Raw genomic sequence first — 21,057 nt, 5'->3', positions numbered from 1 at the left:
TAAGAGGTGCGTTTAAAAAGACCCATTGATCCTTTTGGATGAAACTCATATTTATGGTTCACATTTTTATTGAAATGAAGACCGCCCCCTTAGTTTTTTGAACTGTTTGTTCGCTTTCAGTATCTGTTCTTTGGGTGCTTTATCAAATTCTTTATCGGTTACTTGGTAGTGCTTTTGAACACTATCTAATTTCTTATGCATCTCGGAAACTATTTTAGCATAAGCACTATCTGCTATAGCGTTGCGCAGCTCCTTCGGATCTTCCAAGAGGTCATAAAATTCCCATTCATCTATATCGTCATAGAAATGCATTAGTTTATAGCGTTCAGTGCGGATACCGAAGTGTTTTTTAACCATGTGGAAGGCAGGATAGTCATAGTAATGGTAGTAAATGAAATTTCTGAAATCATCAGCCGTAATAGTTCCTTCAAGTAATTTTTTGAAAGATTGACCTTGCATCTCTGATGTAAGTTCATTACTTCCAGCAAAATCTAAAAAAGTTTGTGCAAAATCTAGGTTTTGTACCATGACGTCAATTCTAGTTGCTGGTTCTATAACTCCCGGTAGCTGCATTAATAAGGGTATTCTAAGTGATTCTTCGTACATAAAGCGTTTGTCGAACCACCCTTTTTCTCCCAAGTAAAACCCTTGATCGGATGTATAAACGACTAAAGTATTTTTGTCAAGTCCGCTTGCTTCTAGATAGTCCAAGATTTGCCCCACACCCTCATCAACTGAGGCGATGGTGGCAAAATAATCCTGCAAATAACGTTGGCCCTTCCAAATGGCAAGTTCCTTACCTTGAAGGTTGGCTTTATGAAATGCATTATTTTTTGTTAGGTAAGCTTCATCCCATCGGCTACGCTGCTCTGCAGTCATTCGTTCAAAATCATTGGCCCACGGATTATGTGCCAAATCTGTTTTACCATAACCCAATGACATTTTTAAATCATGTCCTTCATACATATCCTTATAAATAGTCTGCTGTTGCTTCATAGCAGCCTTTTGCTTATTAAAGCTCGGGAAATAGCTTTCCGGGAGGGGAAAGGTTACTGAGTCATATTTGTTGGCATGGCGTAAGGCTGGCATCCAATTTCTATGTGGTGCTTTCTGATGTATCATTAGAAAATATGGCTTTTCTGAACTGGCATTTCCTTTTAACCAATTAAGGCTCTTTTCAGTAATCACATCTGTAGTGTAGCCTTCCACTATTGTCGTATCGTCGCCTTTAATAAATTCAGGATTGTAATAATTGCCTTGGTCATTTAACACATCCCAGGAATCGAATCCAGTCGGGTTTCCGTGCAAGTGCCACTTTCCGATAATTGCAGTCTTATACCCTTTTTGTTGTAGATATTTTGGCAAGGTAGGTTGACTACCGTCGAACTTTTCGCCATTCATTCTAAAGCCGTTTACATGACTGTGCTTTCCTGTCAGGATAACCGCTCTGCTTGGCCCGCAGATGGCGTTAGTACAAAAAGCATTTTTAAAGAGCGCCCCATTTTTGGCGATTCGGTCAATATTCGGTGTTGGCGCCAGTTCTGAAATTTCGTGACCATAAGCGCTGATGGCTTGGGCAGCATGATCGTCGGTCATGATAAAAATGATATTCGGAGTAGCAGCCTGTTTAGTTTCAACTGGTGAAACAGTAACCTTGTCTTTTGCTAGGGTGGTATTATTTCCTTTGCACCCCAATATCAGGAAGCCTATCAAATAAATTAAAGTCGAAATTTTAAACATTCTTCTTGCTTTGTTATTTTAGTCAGAGAATTAAATTGGCTGTTGCGACGGTTCTAGATCACCAAAGTTGGCAACACCTAAAGAATCTTAGTAGCGGGTCTTACAAACATGTTCGACCTTAATAATCAAATCGTATTTTCGTAGCCTTTCCCATGCCCTTGAACTCCTAACCGCATATGGTTCAAAATGCCACTAGCTTGACGGTACGTTGGTCTTAGATAGTATCAAACACACTATCATAATCTCCACCGTGCATGTTGCTCGTTAATAAGAACAGTTTTTGATTACCTCAAAAAGAAAAACCCAGCTTTGCCAGTCCGGCCTGCACCTCTTTATTCTTCATAAAAAGATTCCAGAGCATTCCCGTTCTATGATTTTCAATCATGACAATGATCGGTCCTTGATCAATGGCCAAATAAGCTTCGGCTACCCAAAAATCGTGTTCTGGACTAAAGGCATCGTAAAAACCTGCTGGACCCAACAATTTGTCTTTATGGCTATAAAAATAGCGTAATGCTCGTATTGATTCCTCAGGGGTATATGGCATGGAACCCAAGGCTGCTGTCGGTGAAATTACCCCTACATCATTATTACCAGGTTGATGCGCCCGGTAGGTTATGTCGCCGTTATTATCTCTCGAATAACTAGCCGTAAGTCCCCAACAGTCTTTACCATAAGCCTTAAAATCATTTGGATTTTCTATACAATATTGGTAGTTGATTCTGCTATGGTTGGTATTAACCTCGCTATAATTCACAAATCCATCCACGAGGTTGTTGGGGTTCAATCCCAAATAAGAATAATGTGCCCAAAATAAGGGGCCCCCATAGACAATATTCCCCGCATGTTTTACGATCAAAGGAAACCCATACTGTGAACTAGATGATAACATATTCCCATTAGAAGCCCATCCGTTGGTATAAGTTTCCTTTGTTATGGAATAATCGGGTGAGGCTGCACCTAAAACATAGGTTATCAGTACTTCATTATACCCCTTAAGTTTTAGGTTAATGTCGAATCCGAAGTTGGGACTCCAATGCCAGTAAAGGGTTTCTTGATTTTGGGTATACCAATCCCACTCTACCTCTTTCCAAAGACTATCCGCTTTAGCTGCCAAATCTTGCTCTTGGCTATTGCCGTCTTGCAAATACTCCTTAACACATATAAGGCCTTGTACCAAAAAAGCGGTCTCTACCAAATCGCCACCATTATCTTTTTCACTAAATGGAATGGTACTTCCACTGCTACCATTAATCCAATGTGGCCAGACGCCGTGAAAACGATCAGCCGTTTCAAGGAAGGACAGAATTTTTGTCAATCTCTTTACGCCTTGTTCTCTTGTAACAAAGCCCCTGTCAATGCCTATCAATAGTGCCATAAGCCCAAAACCTGTGCCACCAGTTGTTACCACGTTTTGGTCTCTAGTAGCGTCATCAGGATGGTATCTTTCTCTTGCCGCACCAGAATTTGCCTCCGCGAAGTTCCAAAAATATTTAAAGGTTTCCCTTTGGGTAAAATCGAGTAGTTCTTCATCAGTAATTTGAGGTTTCTCTTCTACAGATTCTTCATCAATAGGTTCATCTGGTAGCTCTGAAATTCCGATGGGTCCTTGCACTTCATTACTACACGAACATGCATTTAAAACCCATAACACTATGATATAGCTATATATATACTTCATTATAAACCGATTTCCTTACTTGTAAATCCTAGTTTTTCCAGGCCTAATTGTACATCCTTGTTTTTCATAAACAACTTCCAGAACAATCCAGACCTATGGTTTTCGATCATTACGGGTATGGGGCCTTGATCAATTGCCAAATAACGAGGTAGGTACCAATTTTGTTCAACACTAAAGGCATCATAAGGTCCGTATTTACCAATCAGCGAGTCTTGCGCTGTATACAGATGCCTTAAAAAAATCATACTTTCATTTGGTGTAAATGGCATGGATGATAGTGCGGCAGTTGGCGATATCACACCCAAATCGTTATCGGGGCGATGGCTGCTATATCCTTTCATGGAATAGCTAGAGGTTAGGCCCCAGCCCTTTGATCCATAGCCCTTAAAATTGTTCGGATTAGCCACAGCATGTCGGTAGTGAATAAACGCATGGTTAGTATTCAGTTTCCAGTAGTCGGTGTATGAATCGGTAAGCCCTTTGGGATTCAATCCCATATAAGAATAATGTGCCCAAAAAAGTGGCCCAACAGGCGATTTGTCATGTTCATAGTGATCAAGTTTGGTCGCCAGGTCATAGAAGACCGTATCTTTGGTTATATCACCGTTTCGTGCCCATCCTTGTACATAAACTTCTTTAGCAATAGCATGTGCGGGCGATGCGGCAGCCAATACGTACATGATGAGCGCTTCGTTATAACCCCCCACAGGAAAATCCATCTCCCATTCGTATTCTGGACTCCAATGCCAATACAAAACATTATTACCATTGGTATACCAGTCCCACTCCACTTCTTCCCAAAGTTTTTGAATCTTTTCTGCGAGCTGGTTTTCCCTTTCATTACCTTCCTTGAAGTATTCCTTCACGGTAAGTAATCCTTGTATTAGAAAGGCTGTTTCCACCAAATCTCCACCATTATCTTTTTTACTAAAAGGAGCAACTTTTCCTGATGGCAAGAGCCAATGCGGCCAAGCCCCATGAAAGCGGTCCGCCCTTTCCAAAAAATCTACAGCTTTTTCAAAACGCTCGAGAGCTTGCCCGTGAGTTATAAAACCTCGTTCAACCCCCACTAATATTGCCATCAACCCAAAACCAGAGCCTCCAATGGTGATAATATCTTTATCGTGGTTGGGATAGATATGGTCCATATGAATCCGTTCACGAGCTAAACCTGAAATTGGTTCGGCACCTTCCCAAAAATAGTTAAACGTATGTCTTTGTACCGTATCCAATAGGGTTTCGTTGTCAATATACCCAACATTTATGGCTGTACTTTGCTCTTTTTTAGATGATTTATGGCCATTGCATCCCGCTACTAAAAAAGATGCAACAGCCATAAGAATTAAAACTAACCTCATAAATCAAAAAACTAAATCAAACTAACTTCTTTATAAATCGGCATTCATGATGCCCATAATTTCTTCTGGAGACAAGGCTTTTCTATAGAATCGCAACTCATCTATGAAACTTGAATCGGCCAAATGATTCCATTGATTAAAACGGGGCGCTCCTGAACCAATAGACAGTAGGTCACAACCAGTCCAATCAATACCATCTAAGGTATTTTGTGCTACCTGTACCCCATCGAAATAAACTATTGCCTCACTTTTGGAAATTGTAAAAGCCAAATGTACCCAGTCAGTAGCTATTGTGGGATCTAGCGCTGCGGCATCGCCGCCATCGATCCAGGTTTCTCCATCACCCGTTCCAACATTTAACTTGAAAACTTGTCGGTTTTCATCACCTTCCCGAAAAAAGCGAAAACCGCTGGTACGAAGGTTCTGTATATCGGGATATTCTGCCCTCTCGGTATCTTCAGGCCCTATAACAAGTATTCCACCTCTGGTGGCATCAGCGTTCATCTTATACCAAAAGGTGGCACTGAATTCTTCAGTTGTCAAACCATTCGTAGGAAAAGTCAAATAGGAATCTACCGCTCCTGCAAAGGCATCTTCTCCTGCGACACTTTCGCCAGCGAAACCTGTGGTACCGACCATGGTAGCCTCCAAATTGCTAAACAGTTCAGTATTGTCACCATCAAAAGGCAGGTAGAACATTTCTTGGTCGAAAGTCCCCACAAATCCACCAGCTTCGGTGGTCATAATATTCTGAATTTCACTTTGTGAAAGTGACCGATTGAATATACGAAGCTCATCCATATTACTGATATCCGATTTATGGTTCCATCCTGTAAAGCGTGGTGCTCCTGACATTATAGATAGGATATCGCAGTCAGTCCAATCTACCCCGCCTACTAAGTCTCCAGTACTCACAATTTCACCATTAATATAAACTGTCGCACCGTTTCCAGAAATTGTAAAGGCCATATGGGTCCACCCCGTGTCGGGAGATAAATCAGCCGCCATTCCACCATCAAACCAGGAATTTCCCATACCTGTACCTACATTTAGTTTAAAACGTTGGTTACCGTTGGCATTTTCCCTGAAAAATCTAAACCCACTGTTTCTGTTATTTGGACTATCAGGGTTGCTTGGGTCTGGAGGACCAATTACTAATATGCCTGCCCTATCGGGATCGGCATTCACCTTATACCAAAATACGGCTGTGAATTCTTCTCCCAATAGCCCTTCCGTGGGTAGAGACAAGTAAGAATCTGTGGCACCCGCATAAGCATTGAGACCTACAAAACCTTCACCAGCAAAGCCTGGTGAGCCAATTTGTTCTGCAGGTTGTAGTCCTACCAAATCAAAATAATCTCCGTCGAAAGGCATATATATGGACTCAGCTGTGTATACCGGCACATAGGCAGGTTCTTTATTGAAATTAACGGTTACAGCGGTAGTTTTTCCATCGACATCAGTTGCATTTACGGTAAACTGGTGCGCGCCATCGTCAAGGTTATTATAGCTAAGGTCATCTACCAAAACGCGGCGGTAATCTTTAAAATCATTCAAGGTAGCAATATTCTGTCCATCTATCAGTGCTTCTACTTTGGCAACTTCGATATCGTCGGTCACCTCAAAATCGACAGTAATAGATGTTACTAACTCCAACACCTTTATCGTTGTTCCTTCTAATGGGTAATTTATTGTCACTTGTGGAGCCGAGGCATCAGCTCCCTGCGCTACCTCTGATATTGGATCTATACCTTGATCGCAGCCGTAAAATAGTGCCACAACTAAAAGGTAGGTACATAAATGTTTTATATTTTTCATCGTTTTTAAATTTGTTGGTTTACTGTGCTTGATCAGCCAATATTGGGAATTGATCTACTTGACTTTGTGGGTAGGGCAGGAAGCGCTGATCTGTGCTAAAAGTTCTACCGTCGTAACTGAGTTCATCAAAACGTTCCAATCGGAGCATGTCGAAATAGCGTTTCCCCCATTCCATGCCCAACTCGGCAAATTTCTCGTCTAGGATATCATCTAATGAAACCCCTGAAAGTGCAGGCATTCCCGCTCGTGCTCGTACCAGATTGACAGCTTCGTCTGCTGATATAGCAGTAGCTGTAGCACCTTGAGCTAGCGCTTCGGCATACATCAGCAATATTTCAGCATAGCGTATCATATTGTAATTCTTATTACTACCATAGGCCGTTCTACCCGGAATTAACTGATTCGAAGGTAAATAGTGTTTGCCGCTGGCGAACAGAGCTCTTGCATAGTCATTTATGACATCGCCATCTCTAGTAGTATTGGTAACAAACCCTGGTAGGGTCGCATAATTGGGATCAGTCTGCAATTCTGCAATGCCCCGATTTGTAAACAATACACTTGTTTCCAAACGAATTGTCTCACCCCTGTCCAACATAAATTTGATAAACTTCATGCTAGGCTCGTAGAACCCCCAACCGCTGCCAGCACCTTCAACTGCCGGTGTCCAATTCTGAGGACCATAGGGGTTGTATAAATGTGCTTCGCGATCTCCTTCACCTTGACCAAAATCAGAGTATTGTAGATCGAGAATACTTTCCTGGCTTAATTTTCCAGGAATCTTAAAGAGTTCATAAAAATCAGTAAAGAGCGCATATTGACCAGAATTGATAATTTCCGCAGATGCGTCGGCCACTGCTTGATAGTTTTTAAGCTCTTGATTGGCCAACGCTTTTATTGCGAGTGCGGTATAGCGTGTGACCCCACCAGGAAGATCGGATCGATCTTTTGGGTGTACGGCAGGTAGCAATGGTATGGCTTCATCCATTTGATCAGACAGATGCTGCATTACTGCTTCTTGGGAAGGAACGGCTGTTAACTCCTTTAGCGAGCCCGTATCTGACGATTCTGGAATGAAAACACTGCCCCATACTTGCGAAATATGAAAGAGCATCATGGCCCGAAGTACCTTAGCTTCGGCAATATAACTGTCTCCCAAGTTTTTACCATCCTCATCTGCCAACTCTTGATATCGCGAAATCTGTTCCATGGCAGTATGGGCAGAAATTATATCGACATATATGTTTTCCCAAAGGGAGTTATACATCCAATAATCCTTATCATATTTAAATAGGTCAGTATCAGCAAATGGCTGTTGGTCACCCAATCCACCGGCGTTGACATCATCACCGCGTACCGATATCAATAGTGGCTGTTCCCACCCTCTGGAATGAAATGCTTCGTATACACCAATCAGTGAAAGGCGCATATCCTCTGTCTTAGTAAAATCAGTTCCCCCAGCAAAGTTATTATTAAGCTGTGGTTCGTCTAAATTACTTGTACACCCAACTATGAAGATCAAAAACAATAGTGGGAAAAACTTTAAAATTTTTAAAATTAGTTTCATAGTAGCTTTTTTTAAATTTTAATATTAACACCAAAAGTGTAGACCGCAGGTATAGGATAGGTCTGATTATCGACGCCATTACTTATTTCTGGATTAAATCCGTTGTAGTCAAAAACGGTTAAAGGTTTTTCAGCGGTGAGGTAAATTCTGGTTTCCGGTATACCACGTCGCCCTTGGTTCTTATTGATAGTATATCCTAAGGTGATGTTTTGTATTCTGAAGAAGTCTCCGTCTTCGACGAAGAAATTGTTAAGCCTTTGATTCCATCCTTTTCTAATACCTGCTGCAGATGGATAACTATTGGTAGTGCCGTCTCCATGCCAACGGTTTACCGCGAAATCTCGATCCCAATTGGTATCGTTTGTAAAAATCACCTCGCCGCGTTTTCTATTCAGTATTTTGTTCCCGCCTTGGCCAATGGCACTAGCTGAAAAATCCCATGCTTTGTAGTTGAACCCTAGGTTGAGTCCAAAAGAATAGGATGGCAGAAAGGATCCTAGAACTACTCTGTCATCATCAGAGATTTCACCATCACCATTCACATCTCTATATACAAAGTCACCAGGAGCCAGTTCATTTGCAACCGCAATGGGATCGGCCTGTATTTGGGCATCGTTTTGGTACACCCCGATAATTTCCCGGCCATAAAAGGCAAAAATGGGCTCGCCGACCACTGAACGTTGTCGAAATTCTGCAGTACCCGCATCTAAAAACTCTGTATCGCCTAAACTGAGTACCTCATTTTCTAAGGTGGCAAAATTTCCTCCTATAAAATAACTGAAATCATCGGACACCCGTTTGTTCCAGTTCAGCGCAAGCTCAAAGCCCGAATTTCTGATTTCCCCAATATTCTGTCTGGTAGTTCCCGGAATTAAAGGACGCTCTACAGGAATGACCGCATCTTTGGTATCTCTGATATAATAATCTGCTTCCAGTGACAAATTGTTATCGAACAATCTTGCCGAAAGACCGGCATTGATTTCCTCGGTCACCTCCCACTTCAAAGCTGTAAAATCACTACTCGTATTCAAACCGCTTACCAAAACGTCATCCAATGCTGTAGTAACTACTTCGGAGGTAATAGAACCCTCACTTGAAGGCACCTTATCATTACCAAGTTCGCCCCAACTTCCTCTTAGCTTTAAAAAGTCTATAAAACCATCGCTTGGAAAAAAGGACTCTTCAGATAATACCCATCCGGCCCCTATGGTTGGAAAGTAACCCCATTTCTCTTGATACTTGTTTGTGCCATCTGCACGATATGTACCGTACAGTAAATAGCGGTTATCAAAATTGTAAGAAAGCCTACCAAAGTAAGAGAGCCCATACTCCCTAGCACCACCATCAATAACGCTTTCCTCAACTATGGTCTGTGCCTGATCTAAAAAATAAGCCTCCTCACCTGTAAGCGGAAAATTTAATCCTCTTGCTTGCAGTAGGTCGAATGCCTCATCTCTGAACGATGTTCCTGCCAACACTGTAAGACTGTGTTTGCCAAAATCATCTTTGTAAGTTATGGTATTGTCCCATATTTGGTTCGATGTTGTCGTGGTTCTTTTGAGCAATGAGGCATCCTCTCGTTGAAAGTTATTACCAATGAAGTAGGGTAAGCGCACCTCACGCCTGTCTTCAGTTCTAAGATTGTGGTTATAGGCAGTTCTAAAGAAAAATTTATCCGGAATTATAGCGATTTCCGCGTAGAAATTGGCAAGTGTATTTCTGATTTTAGAGCGATTTTCACTGAAATCCATAGTAGGAAAGGGGTTTTGTCCACCCCTATACCCTAAATCCTGTGCATTGGCATAATTTGTTGGAAAAACGGCTTCATCACTAACCAATTGCGGATCAAATACCGGCATTATCGGCACTGCAAAGTATGCCAATCGCCAAGCCGAGTCCTCTGCATCGTATCGAGTGGCATTGCTCAACACCATACTACCCCCGATAGTAATTTGGTCATTTACCTTAAAATCTATTTTACTCCTAAGATTAAAGCGTTCAAACTCGTTTTTCATTTTTAACAGGCCGTCTTGTTGAAAATAATTTGCTCCAATGGCATAAGTTGCTTTTTCGCTGCCGCCAGTAACATTTAGGCTGTGGTTCTGAATAAGCGCATTCTTAGTAACCTCATCATACCAATCTGTATTGACATTTGGAACATTTGGGTTCACTCGGCTTCGGCCATAACGCTGCATAGCATTTAGAATGAATTGGGCATCAGGTTCTGAACCCGACTCAAGGGCTAAAGTGGTAAACTGCTCTGCATTCGCCATCTTTAAAACATTCTGGGCCACCTGATAACCTGAATAGCCGCTATATGTTATTTGCGCCTTTTGGTTAAATGCTCCCGATTTGGTTTCAATAAGAATGACACCATTTGCCGCCCTAACACCATAAATAGCCGCAGCTGAGGCATCTTTTAAAATGGAAACGGAAGCAATATCTGTTGGGTTCAAAAAGTCAATATCATCGAAAAACGCGCCATCTACAACAAATAATGGTCCAGATGCACCCGTGTTGTAAGAACCTATACCACGTACCCTGACTGTTGGAGAACCGCCGGGTGCACCATTATTTATTATTTGTAGTCCAGCAACCTTACCTTGCAACGCCTGCATGGCTTGGCCTACTGGGGCTATTTCTAGTTCTTCAGCCTTTACCGTGGTTATGGCAGATGTTAGATCCTTGGACCTCATCTCACCATAGCCTATTACAACCACCTCATCTAGTGCTTGAGTATCTTCTTGTAATTCAATATTGATAACGGTTTGATCATTTACGGCAATTTCCTCAGCGATGAAACCAAGATAGCTTATCAGCAAGGTGCCGTCGGACGGAACATTGTTCAAAACATAGTTTCCATCAAAATCGGTTTGGGTTCCGGTAGTAGTTCCTTTAACGATAACATTAGCTCCCGGTAATGGGGTTCCATCAATATCGGAAATTGTTCCCGATACATTGACACGCTGTTGCGCATGCCCTAAGAAATGAACCAACAAAGAACATATTATCAATAAATTGATTTTCATATTCATAATTATTCAAAAATTGAGTTAGAATATTGCTAAATTATCAAAACGGGGTGCTTGATGTTGGAAAGAGGATTACATAAAAACTACATCAATAAAAATAGGCTCTTGAAGGTCTTTTTTCTCGGCCTTCGCAGTAGTGATTGCTCGAACAGAATCCGAAATTTTAACACAATGATGTAATAATGATGTAATGCAAAATTTTGATTTGCTGGCTATGAAGTCAAGGCAAGCCTATCTTAATGTAATTAAGAAGTTGGAAATGTTCTGGGATGCTTCGATTTGTAGTTTTTTACGTAGTCGATACCGATGTATCTCTACACCTCTAGTAGAGATTCCCATTAATGGAGCAATTTCTTTGGAGGCAAGATTCATTTTAAGATAAGCACATAATTTTAAATCTTTGGGAGTCAGTTTAGGGTACTTGTGAAGTAATATTTCGAAGAAGTCTTCATGCAGTTCTTTGAAGTTGACTTCAAAATGTTTCCAATCTGCGTCGTCATTAATGGAACTATCCAACTTTCTAATAAAAGACCTGTATCGTTGCTTATTTTCAAACTTGTCCTTATTCATTAATAACAGCGCCTTCAATTCTAATATCAGCTCGTTCTTTTTGGCTACATTCATTGTAGTACTGGTCAGCTCTTTTTGTTTTGACTTTATTTCTTGGCTTAGTTTCTCTTTCTCCAAATTGGCCAGACGTTCCTCTTGTTCTCTTTGTAGCTTTTCTTTTAGCCTTTTATGTTTACGTTCTAACTTCGTTTTATTATATAATCTTATTAAAATTATCACCCCCATGAACAAAAGTAAATAGAGCAACATGCTCCATTTTGATAAATACCAGGGTGGCATAATTTTGAATTCTATTTTTTTTACTTCAGATAGTTCATTGCCGATACTAACTGTGTGAATATAAAGTGCATAAGAACCAAAGGTCAAGTTCTGAAAAGAAATAGTGCCATTATCTTGATAAGTGGATTGCTCAATGGCTCCTTGGAGTTCATAATAGTACTTATACTGTTTGAAACTACCTGCTGATACATCTATTGTAAGACTTTGTGATTTATTATATGGTATATGGAATATGCTTTCATCTAGAGCATACATTTTTTCCTCGTCTGCAAAGGAACTTAATCTGGGCTGAGGTAAAACATCGACATTCAATTGACTTTGTAACTTAGTAAGATTCAATTTTCCGAATCCATCACTCAAGGTAAAATAGTAAATAGAGTCATTGTAATTGATGATTGTTTTGGTCTCAAGGGCCAATCGCTTCCTCAGTTGTACATCATCTAAGGTAAAGAAGTCTTGCTTCAGATTGGTACGAATTATTTTTTTTGAGTTCTCATTATCTAAAAACCAATAGTACCTATCGTTGAAGTGTACTAAATCCATATTGCTATAATTCTTGAACTCTTCAAAAGGTATAATTTCATCAAGAATAGGGTCATATTTGTACCAGGCCCCTTCACTCGACAGCACAATTTGATTCTTGATATTATACAACTTGATGTTATAAGGATTGGGAATAACATTGGTTTCAACCTCTTCTTTATCAATTACCCTCGTATGGTTTTCGTCCATTTTTATTCGGAACAGTCCTTTATAAGGGTGAGCCGCCCAAATGGTAAATGCATTCTCAAAGCAAAGTTGCTTAACCGGGGAATCTATTCCCTCAATGCGCTGTGTTGACCAAACTCCCTGTTCATCCTTTTCAAATTTGGCCATTCCTGTATAAGTTCCCTGAAGGAAAGTGGATGCTTTTTCAGGTATTTTAATGATTTGATAGCCCCCCGATATGTTGGAAACTTTAATAAGAGTTTTGTTGCTAAGTATAAACGTTCCGGTATTATGGCCGCAGAAAAGTTCGCCGTCTAAAAGTTCCAAGTCCCAAACATGACCTTGTGATCCAGGCACAAATTGTAAGTTGTTATCCTGAAAATAGTATACCCCCGTATTACTGCCCAGGTATAAGGTGTCATCATGATCGATCAAATCATAGACAGTACCTAAAGCTCCCGAATAATCCGTATAATATGTTATAGGATTGTTCAGTTGAATTTTATCTATACCATTATCGAGTCCTAACCATAGTTGTTCCTTAAATTGAAGCATTGCCAATATTGTATTATTCTGCAGGCCTAGTTCTCTGTTGAAATTTTGAAATTTCTGAAGATGTAAATCATAGATGTAAATACCATTTTTTATGGTCCCAAATACGATTTTATTATCCTTTACCGTTAAAAATTTGTTTAACTGATGCTCTTTTAATTCATCGTTTATTTCGTTTTCCAGGACTTCTAGTTTGCCATCCTTTAAAAGGAAACATCCACTTAATTTGGTCCCTATCAAAAGATGATTTCCTACTTGAACCATATCTACAATGATTTTGCCAATGAGGTCATCTTGATGTTCTAAGGGTACGAGACTTCCATTTCTTAACCAAAATAATCGTCTATGTTCACCTGCCACTATGACTTCGTTGTTGTAGACTGCTATATTGGTCACAACAAAAGGTGCATCGATTACCTCAACTTCATCTTCTCTATAAACATAAATGTTGGAAAAGGACCTAAAAATGATGGTATCACCAAATTGTAGTATTTGCCAAAATTCTTCACTCGTAAATTCATGCTCTTTTATTAAATGCGTTAGCGAATTATATTGTAAAGAACCATATTTATCCTTCTCCCAATATCCAAACTCCTCGTAAGACCCTGTATAGATTTTACCCTTGATATAGGAAACAGAGCGTAAAATAGTTTTATTGGGTAACTTGTTAAGATTCCATTTTTCGCCATTAAAATGAAGCAACCCATCATTATTCGCCACGTATAATTCACCATCTGGATCAACAGTAAGTCCCCAATTCTTACTTGCGGCATTATATTCATAACCACTGTAGTTTTGAATAGGCGGTGACAAATCTTGTGCAATAGCCCAATACGAAACGTTAAATAACGCGAGCAAGGAAAGTAATAGAATCTTCATCCTTTAAAGAAATGCTAGGTTCATATAGCGTTTACCAAAGATAAGTCAAAGATAAGCTTGGAAAAATTACTTACATGGCTAAGGTATTTCATATTAAAAACCCTTTCCAAAATTCATTGTCTTTCGGTTCTTCTTGTACCACGGAGTAAATACGTTAAAGTTTGCTTTGTTAGCAAACGATTTAAGTTTTATGGTTACTACTTTGAGGTTATATCGAACCTTCTGGGGAAACTTGAAAGACAGCAATTGCAAAGATGTTAATTTGCTTGAACAAGGATGCCGACATTATTTGATTTCAATAGTTCTGAACGTCAAATTTACTCTCGGTTTTAAGACAAGTTTGGTTGGAGGAAGTCGATGTAACCAATTCCTTTGGGTAGTGCCTTTCATGACCAATAAACTTCCGTGTTTTAAAACCAAATTGATTTTTTCTTTGGTCTCCTTATGCTTAAAGGAAAATTTTCGTTCCGCTCCAAAACTCAATGATGCAATTGCTCCATCTTTTTGCAAATCCTTCTCCCCATCGCTATGCCATGCCATTCCTTCACTACCATTATGATAGAGGTTTAAAAGGCAAGAATTAAATGTATCTCCTGTTTTCTTTTCGACAACTGTTTTTAGGTCTAGTAATTCTTTTGTCCAAGGCAAAGCCCGTTTCGTAGTCTTGGAATAGGTGTATTCAAAAGATTCTTCGGCGTACCAAGCCACCTTGCGTTTGGTAATTATTTTTTTACCAAAAATAATCGCTTCGTCGTTTCGCCATTGTATGGTTTTAAGCAATGCTTCCAAATAGTGATTCGATGCTTCTTGATCGAATACTTTACCATAATAGTTGACTTTTCCGTCATAGGGAAGCAGATTAATCGTTGAATCAATATCAAATAACTCCATCTTTCCATTTTTTATAATCCCTCTTCATACAGTGCCCGCAGGGTCTATACTTATGATTTAGCGCTTCCTTTTTTGAGTTAAAGAAAACTCTGTTTTCTCGTTTCATTCTTTGACCTGATTTACAATCGAGCTGTCCATAAATTTTCAACTTTTTATTGCCGCCCAAAGAAAGCTGTTTAGCTCTTAATTTTGTTCTTAATTCTGCATCAGATATGTCTTTATGCTGTAGCATACATCAGCTTAAGGCATCGTGAAAGATAACGCCCATGGTATGTCTTTCTCCACTGTGCAATTCACTTACCCCGTGCTTCATACTCACTCTGTAATATCCCCTTTTGCCCCTTACAGGTCTAAAATTTGTGGTAAAAATAAGCATCTCGCCTTTTTTAGGCTTTAAAACAATGGCCCTAGATTGTGCTCTTGGAGTCTGCTGTGTCATAACGAATTCACCGCCTGTAAAATCTATATCGGGTTCGTTTAGGAAAAACACCGTTTGAAGTGGGAAAAACACATCGCCGTATAAATCTTGGTGTAAGGTATTAAAACCGCCTTTGCCATATTTTAAAATTAAGGGTGTCGGCTTCATTTGATGTTTAGCATGGCACTGCGCCTGCAATTCATCATACGATTTAGGAAATCGTCGCTCAATTTTTAAAACCTTCATCCACGAATTCGCAATAGGGGCTAATTTTGGATATATTTCTTGGCGTAAGGTCTGAATAATATTTGGTAATGGGTAATCAAAATATTTGTATTCCCCCAAGCCAAAACGGTAGCGTTCCATTGCTACCCTTTTTCGATATCCATCGGATTTCTCATACAAGTCAATCAATTCTTGACATTGTTTTTTTGAAAGTACATCGCGCACAATTGCATACCCTTTTTGGTTCATCTCGGAAGCGACCCTATTCCAATCAATAGCTTGTATTCTGGTAGTTAAATTTTCCATGATGCTATCCGTTGATTTTTGCGGCCTCCCAGCCAATGATAGCAGATTTTCGCGTTTTGCCCCACATATACCCTCCAGAATCCCCAGATGCTTGTATTACTCTGTGACAAGGAATTAAAAACGCAACAGGATTGTTTCCTATGGCTGTACCAATTGCTCTCGACGCATTAGGCCTATCAATTTTTTTAGCGATGGCCCCGTATGTTGCTAATTCTCCCATTGGTATTTTCAAGAGCGTTTCCCAGACTTTAAGCTGGAATGGTGTTCCGGTTAAGTGCAATTTTATTTGGTCTAGTTTGCTCCAGTCGTGCCGAAAAATGAACAGTGCATTCTGCTGTGCTGAATCAACAACTTGATTATAGCTAGCATTTGGAAATTGTTTTTGAAGTGTAGCAAATGCATCATTCTTGTCATTAAAGAAGGCCATATGACAAATTCCTTTTGTTGTAGATGCTACAATGATATGCCCAAAAGGACTTTCGGCAAAACTGTAACTTATAGATAGATTTTCACCTCCATTTTTAAATTCTCCAGGAGTCATACCTTCTATATTGATAAAAAGATCATGTAAACGACTCGTGCCAGATAGGCCCGTTTGATGGGCAGTGTCGAATAATGTGGTTTGCTTGTCCCTTAATATTTGCTTCGCATACTCAATACTGATGTATTGCATAAATTTTTTCGGACTTACACCAGCCCAATCAGTAAACAAACGCTGGAAATGATAAGGGCTTAAATGCACGCTTTCGGCAATGTCGTTTAAGGAGGGTTGCTCTTTAAAATTTGTTCTGATATACGCTATCGCTTCGGCGATTCGATTATAATTAATTTGTTCTTGCTCAGTCATTTTCTTTGAATTTTATGGTGCAAACTTATGTTGCTTTTGAAGGTCATAAAACCCGATTCTTGCTGAACTTTTTTTGTAAATGATCTAGTTTGTCTTTATTTGTATACTGCAAAAACCGCTTTAAAAGCAATTTCAATTTAGGGTTAATAAAATTCTCGCAAAATGGTTTATGAGGATTCTTATAATAATACGCTTTGAATTCTTCCTTAGAAGGTTTGAATTCAATAAAGGGCAATACCTGGGTTATCAGAGCATGATCGAATTCTGCTTGAAAAGATTCTAAAATCATATTGACTTCAGCGTCTTGAGATTCCGAAAACACATATACAGCTGATCGGTATTTCTTCCGCATACTATGATCTGCAGTGCTTTTGTGAGTCAGTAAATGAATTTCTATCAGAGCTTTCAGCGGAATTTTGGACATATCGTAAGCTACAATTACCGCTTCGGAAAAAGTTGTTGCTTCTCCTGCAGATGCAATCCAACCCTGATCTACCCCCGCGACCCCTTTCAAGGATTGAAAAACAGCTTCAGTACACCAATGGCAACCTCCACCAAAACCGATTTTTTCTAATACACCCAAAGGCAGATTATAATTAAATTCAAGAATTAGAACCCTTTTGGTCTACTTTGTTGCTTCATTTTGTATAAAACTATCATCAAATCTCACGAAATGACAGGTATAGCCATTTGGGTTTTTCACCAAATAATCTTGATGATATTCTTCAGCCGGCCAAAACGGTGTAAATGGTTCTAAGGTAGTAACTACCTTAGCGGGCCATTTTCCCGATTCATTGACCCGGTCAATCATTTCTTCGGCAATCGCTTTTTCTTCATCATTTTGATAAAATATCGCCGAGCGATAGCTCGAACCTCGATCATTACCTTGTTGGTCGACGGTGGTGGGGTTGTGCATGCGAAAGAAAAAATCAAGTATTTCTCTAAATGATGTTTCGTTGGGGTCATAAGTCAATTCAATCCCTTCTGCATGACCAGGATGATTTTTATAGGTTGGATTATCATTTTGCCCCCCTTGATACCCTACCTCAGTGTTGGCTATTCCTGGGCGTACCCGAAAAAGGTCTTCCATTCCCCAGAAACAACCCCCTGCGATATATGCCTTTTTGTAATTTTCCATTTTGCTTTTTTTAATGATTTTTACCGTTCAATCTTCTTCTAAAATAATTACATTTTCAAGAAAATGAACTACTTTTTGTACTGTCATCTCGCAGGGCTTTATCAAGCCTTTCTCTTTAGTGATATAGTAATTCAGACTAATAAAGTCAGAACCGCCAAGCTCTTCTCCAAAAATCTTAAATGACTTTCCATTATTGAAAATAGTCTTGCTCAGACCGTATTTCTTATCGGAATAAATTCCTTCCGAATAGCCATTGGGTATCTTGTTTAAATTACTTAGCATTTCACTATTCATTGTGCAAAATCTATTCTTTTTTTCTATACCTCTTCTTTAGTTACCTAAATTCTATTGTAAAGCTAATCCTTCTAAAGACATCTAGTTAGCTAAGCTCTTCATATTCTAAATTCTATTTTACCCACAAATCGAAAACATATACTTTTCAATTCTTAGTCGATTATAAAACTCCTCCCATACTACCGCCATCAACTTTTATCGCGGCTCCATTGGTAGCAGCAGAAAGTGGACTGCACAAATAGGTAATTGTAGTAGCAACTTCTTCCACCCTTGCAAAGCGTTGTAACAGCGAAGAGGTACGAACTTCTGAAAAGAAGGCCTCCTCTATTTGCGATTTTGTCTTCCCTTCTTTTTCCGCTGCATTGTCTAAAAATTGTTCTGCTCCTTCAGATAAAGTAGAGCCTGGAACAATCGTATTTACAGTAACTCCGCTTCCTTTGGTTAATTGAGCCAATCCTCTTGAAACCGCATGTATAGCAGTTTTTGTCATGCTATACGGAATCATATCAACGGGCACCAATGTTGCACATTCACTGGAGACAAACAAAATACGACCCCAGTCTTTGGAAAGCATCTTTGGCAGTAGGTTTTTAGACAACCTAACTCCGCTCATCACGTTTAGCTCGAATTGCCGATACCAATCATCATCGGGGGTCTCGAAAAAAGGTGCTGATGCATACATACCTACATTATTGATAAGAAGATCAATTTCTGGAAGTTTTTTCAGCAGTTCTTCGACCTCATCTAATTTGCTAAAGTCCGTTGCAAAACCAGAAACGGTGCTATTCGGGAATTCTTCTTGCAATTTTTGAACAGCCTTGGTAACACTTTCTACGGTTCTTCCGTTCAAAAGAACAGAAGCACCTTCCTGAATTAACGCTCTTGCGGTTGCAAAACCAATGCCAGCTGTTGACCCTGTGATAAATGCTGTTTTTTCTCGAAGTTGTAAATCCATTTCTAAGTTGATTTAATACCTGCTCTAGTATGACCGAGATGTTTTTAAAATAAGCCTCGACTAGACTCGTACATACAATTTTAGCAAAATTAAGCGCTACCCTGCAATACCCCATGTACTGAAGAGCACCCATAAGAGTAACACCAATCCGATTAGAATAATGGTAAGGGTAGCATCTGAAGACCATTTGAATTTTGGTCGTTCAGAATGTTCTTGAAAGGTAACTAGTTCTAATTCTTTGATTGGTTGAGCTTGTCCAGATTTACTAACTACCATTAATACAACAGCACAGAATAGGAACAAAAACAAGGCAAAGTGTAAGAAATTAATTCCTAGAAACATTCCCAATAGCGAATTTTCAGTAACATTGATTGTTCCTTCATTGGCCAAAAATTCAGCAATTAATCGAAACACTCCAATAGCAAAACCAGCCCATAAAGAAACGATCGCACCTTTGGCATTTATCCATTTATAAAATAATCCGAAAAGGAATACTGCCGCAATTGGGGGCGAAATATAGGCCTGTACACTTTGGAGGTAGTGAAAAATTCCACCGCCCATAAGGGCTTTCATAAAAGGAATCCACCCTAGGCTAACGAGGACCAAAACGATGGTTGCCAATCGACCAAAACGAACCAAATCTTTCTGAGTTGCCTTGGGCCTGTATTTTTGATAGAAATCAATAGTCAAAAGGGTAGAACTCGAATTAAAGGCAGATGAAAGTGAACTCATTAACGCAGCTAATAAGCCTGCAATGGCCAAACCTTTTAACCCTGTTGGGAGAAATCCGTTTATCATTGCTGGCAAGGCTTGGTCTGCATTTTCCATAGAAAACTCAATTGCCCCTTCTTGAAGTAGTGCATATGCGATCACTCCGGGTATAAAAAAAATAAATACGGGAAGTAATTTCAAGTATCCGGCAAATAGCGCACCTTTTCTTGCATTATTTACGTCTTTGGCAGAAAGCGTTCGCTGTACAATATATTGGTCGGTACACCAGTACCAAACACCTAGTATTGGTGCTCCGAATAGCATTCCTGTCCACGGGTATTCGGTGTCGGCCATAGGTCGCCATAAGTTAAAAAACTGTTCGGTGGGTGGATTGCCTTCTTTGGCGGAGGCAGTGGTAATCACCTCTATCATATGATCCCATCCGCCCAAAGCATACAAACCAAATGCTGTAACGGCAATAGTACCCAACAGCAAAATAAAGGCCTGTACCATATCAGTGTAAATTACTGCTTTCAGGCCGCCTAATACGGTGTAGAACCCGGTGGCAATAACAGTAACTATGGCACCGGTCCAAAAAGGAACCCCTATGGTTTCAAAAACCAATGCTCCGGCAAAAATGATAAGGGAAATTTTAGTGATGACATAGGCCAAAATTGAAATCACAGAAAGGTAACTTCTACAGGCTTTAGAATATCGTTTTTCAAGGAATTCTGGCATGGTGTATACTCCGGTACGCAAGTAAAAAGGTACGAATACCCAGCCTAGAAGGATTAAAACTAGGGAGGCAATTATCTCAAAATTCGCCATCGGCATATTACCGCGTGCACCGGCACCGGAGACACCTAAAATAATCTCAGAACCTATATTCGAAGCAAATAGAGATGCTCCGATCACCAGCCATCCTGAGTTCTTACCGGCCAAAAAATAGTCGACCGCACCCCCAGAATCCGTTTTACTTTTTGAGGCCCATTGGGCAATCCACAGTATAATTGCGAAATAGACTAGAATAATGGCAATATCCCAAAAACTAAGGGTTGAAAGCATAGCATGGTGATTTTATAATTGAGTTA

16 protein-coding genes are annotated in these 21,057 nt (G+C 39.8%); all 16 read right to left on the bottom strand.

Annotated features, from left to right (window positions below; all coding sequences use genetic code 11):
* Positions 1 to 66: 66 nt before the first annotated feature.
* Positions 67 to 1,740: a sulfatase gene (locus ABJN95_RS06925; protein WP_348369612.1), complete on the bottom strand. Its 1,674-nt coding sequence runs from the start codon at positions 1,738 to 1,740 to the stop codon at positions 67 to 69.
* A 289-nt stretch (positions 1,741 to 2,029) separates the two neighbouring features.
* Complete coding sequence (locus ABJN95_RS06920) at positions 2,030 to 3,421, bottom strand: glucoamylase family protein (protein WP_348369610.1); 1,392 nt, start codon at positions 3,419 to 3,421, stop codon at positions 2,030 to 2,032.
* Positions 3,421 to 4,779, bottom strand: coding sequence for a glucoamylase family protein (locus ABJN95_RS06915; protein WP_348369608.1), 1,359 nt, complete (start codon positions 4,777 to 4,779; stop codon positions 3,421 to 3,423). Before ABJN95_RS06915 ends, ABJN95_RS06920 begins: the two co-directional genes overlap by 1 nt.
* 30 nt (positions 4,780 to 4,809) lie before the next feature.
* The gene (locus tag ABJN95_RS06910) at positions 4,810 to 6,597 is read right to left on the bottom strand and encodes a LamG-like jellyroll fold domain-containing protein (RefSeq protein ID WP_348369606.1); all 1,788 of its coding nucleotides are present in this window, start codon (positions 6,595 to 6,597) and stop codon (positions 4,810 to 4,812) included.
* A 19-nt stretch (positions 6,598 to 6,616) separates the two neighbouring features.
* Complete coding sequence (locus ABJN95_RS06905; RefSeq protein ID WP_348369604.1) at positions 6,617 to 8,161, bottom strand: RagB/SusD family nutrient uptake outer membrane protein; 1,545 nt, start codon at positions 8,159 to 8,161, stop codon at positions 6,617 to 6,619.
* An 11-nt stretch (positions 8,162 to 8,172) separates the two neighbouring features.
* Positions 8,173 to 11,190: a TonB-dependent receptor gene (locus tag ABJN95_RS06900; RefSeq protein WP_348369602.1), complete on the bottom strand. Its 3,018-nt coding sequence runs from the start codon at positions 11,188 to 11,190 to the stop codon at positions 8,173 to 8,175.
* 234 nt (positions 11,191 to 11,424) lie between these two features.
* Complete coding sequence (locus tag ABJN95_RS06895) at positions 11,425 to 14,181, bottom strand: Two component regulator three Y domain-containing protein (RefSeq protein ID WP_348369600.1); 2,757 nt, start codon at positions 14,179 to 14,181, stop codon at positions 11,425 to 11,427.
* 285 nt (positions 14,182 to 14,466) lie between these two features.
* Positions 14,467 to 15,072, bottom strand: a complete 606-nt coding sequence (locus tag ABJN95_RS06890) for an alpha-ketoglutarate-dependent dioxygenase AlkB (RefSeq protein ID WP_348369599.1) — start codon at positions 15,070 to 15,072, stop codon at positions 14,467 to 14,469.
* Entirely contained in the window at positions 15,059 to 15,304 is a 246-nt protein-coding gene (locus tag ABJN95_RS06885; protein ID WP_348369597.1) for an Ada metal-binding domain-containing protein, read from the bottom strand. Before ABJN95_RS06885 ends, ABJN95_RS06890 begins: the two co-directional genes overlap by 14 nt.
* A 3-nt stretch (positions 15,305 to 15,307) precedes the next feature.
* Entirely contained in the window at positions 15,308 to 16,021 is a 714-nt protein-coding gene (locus tag ABJN95_RS06880) for a 2OG-Fe(II) oxygenase (protein ID WP_348369595.1), read from the bottom strand.
* Positions 16,022 to 16,025: 4 nt separating this feature from the next.
* Positions 16,026 to 16,868: a methylated-DNA--[protein]-cysteine S-methyltransferase gene (locus ABJN95_RS06875; RefSeq protein WP_348369593.1), complete on the bottom strand. Its 843-nt coding sequence runs from the start codon at positions 16,866 to 16,868 to the stop codon at positions 16,026 to 16,028.
* A 43-nt stretch (positions 16,869 to 16,911) separates the two neighbouring features.
* Positions 16,912 to 17,451 (bottom strand): peptide-methionine (S)-S-oxide reductase, encoded by a 540-nt coding sequence (locus ABJN95_RS06870; protein ID WP_348369591.1) that lies wholly within the window; start codon positions 17,449 to 17,451, stop codon positions 16,912 to 16,914.
* A gap of 42 nt (positions 17,452 to 17,493) precedes the next feature.
* Positions 17,494 to 18,006 carry a peptide-methionine (S)-S-oxide reductase MsrA gene (msrA, locus tag ABJN95_RS06865; protein ID WP_348369589.1) on the bottom strand — a complete coding sequence of 171 codons (513 nt, stop codon included), beginning with the start codon at positions 18,004 to 18,006 and terminating at the stop codon, positions 17,494 to 17,496.
* Between the two features lie 27 nt (positions 18,007 to 18,033).
* Positions 18,034 to 18,288, bottom strand: a complete 255-nt coding sequence (locus ABJN95_RS06860) for a peptide methionine sulfoxide reductase (RefSeq protein WP_348369587.1) — start codon at positions 18,286 to 18,288, stop codon at positions 18,034 to 18,036.
* A 172-nt stretch (positions 18,289 to 18,460) separates the two neighbouring features.
* The gene (locus ABJN95_RS06855; RefSeq protein ID WP_348369585.1) at positions 18,461 to 19,255 is read right to left on the bottom strand and encodes an SDR family oxidoreductase; all 795 of its coding nucleotides are present in this window, start codon (positions 19,253 to 19,255) and stop codon (positions 18,461 to 18,463) included.
* Between the two features lie 96 nt (positions 19,256 to 19,351).
* Entirely contained in the window at positions 19,352 to 21,031 is a 1,680-nt protein-coding gene (locus tag ABJN95_RS06850; RefSeq protein WP_348369583.1) for a sodium:solute symporter, read from the bottom strand.
* Between the last annotated feature and the right edge of the window lie 26 nt (positions 21,032 to 21,057).

The organism is Maribacter sp., from assembly GCF_039974175.1.
In the GTDB taxonomy this organism is placed as follows: domain Bacteria; phylum Bacteroidota; class Bacteroidia; order Flavobacteriales; family Flavobacteriaceae; genus Maribacter_C.
The sequence above is the reverse complement of the archived record's forward strand: the minus strand, read 5'-3'. Positions and strand labels throughout refer to the sequence as shown.

What these genes read in the sequence shown, in the direction of transcription:
- ABJN95_RS06925 (WP_348369612.1), bottom strand. Translation starts at nt 1,740, where the DNA reads ATGTTTAAAATTTCGACTTTAATTTATTTGATAGGCTTCCTGATATTG.
- ABJN95_RS06920 (WP_348369610.1), bottom strand. Translation starts at nt 3,421, where the DNA reads ATGAAGTATATATATAGCTATATCATAGTGTTATGGGTTTTAAATGCA.
- ABJN95_RS06915 (WP_348369608.1), bottom strand. Translation starts at nt 4,779, where the DNA reads ATGAGGTTAGTTTTAATTCTTATGGCTGTTGCATCTTTTTTAGTAGCG.
- ABJN95_RS06910 (WP_348369606.1), bottom strand. Translation starts at nt 6,597, where the DNA reads ATGAAAAATATAAAACATTTATGTACCTACCTTTTAGTTGTGGCACTA.
- ABJN95_RS06905 (WP_348369604.1), bottom strand. Translation starts at nt 8,161, where the DNA reads ATGAAACTAATTTTAAAAATTTTAAAGTTTTTCCCACTATTGTTTTTG.
- ABJN95_RS06900 (WP_348369602.1), bottom strand. Translation starts at nt 11,190, where the DNA reads ATGAAAATCAATTTATTGATAATATGTTCTTTGTTGGTTCATTTCTTA.
- ABJN95_RS06895 (WP_348369600.1), bottom strand. Translation starts at nt 14,181, where the DNA reads ATGAAGATTCTATTACTTTCCTTGCTCGCGTTATTTAACGTTTCGTAT.
- ABJN95_RS06890 (WP_348369599.1), bottom strand. Translation starts at nt 15,072, where the DNA reads ATGGAGTTATTTGATATTGATTCAACGATTAATCTGCTTCCCTATGAC.
- ABJN95_RS06885 (WP_348369597.1), bottom strand. Translation starts at nt 15,304, where the DNA reads ATGCTACAGCATAAAGACATATCTGATGCAGAATTAAGAACAAAATTA.
- ABJN95_RS06880 (WP_348369595.1), bottom strand. Translation starts at nt 16,021, where the DNA reads ATGGAAAATTTAACTACCAGAATACAAGCTATTGATTGGAATAGGGTC.
- ABJN95_RS06875 (WP_348369593.1), bottom strand. Translation starts at nt 16,868, where the DNA reads ATGACTGAGCAAGAACAAATTAATTATAATCGAATCGCCGAAGCGATA.
- msrA (WP_348369589.1), bottom strand. Translation starts at nt 18,006, where the DNA reads ATGGAAAATTACAAAAAGGCATATATCGCAGGGGGTTGTTTCTGGGGA.
- ABJN95_RS06860 (WP_348369587.1), bottom strand. Translation starts at nt 18,288, where the DNA reads ATGCTAAGTAATTTAAACAAGATACCCAATGGCTATTCGGAAGGAATT.
- ABJN95_RS06855 (WP_348369585.1), bottom strand. Translation starts at nt 19,255, where the DNA reads ATGGATTTACAACTTCGAGAAAAAACAGCATTTATCACAGGGTCAACA.
- ABJN95_RS06850 (WP_348369583.1), bottom strand. Translation starts at nt 21,031, where the DNA reads ATGCTTTCAACCCTTAGTTTTTGGGATATTGCCATTATTCTAGTCTAT.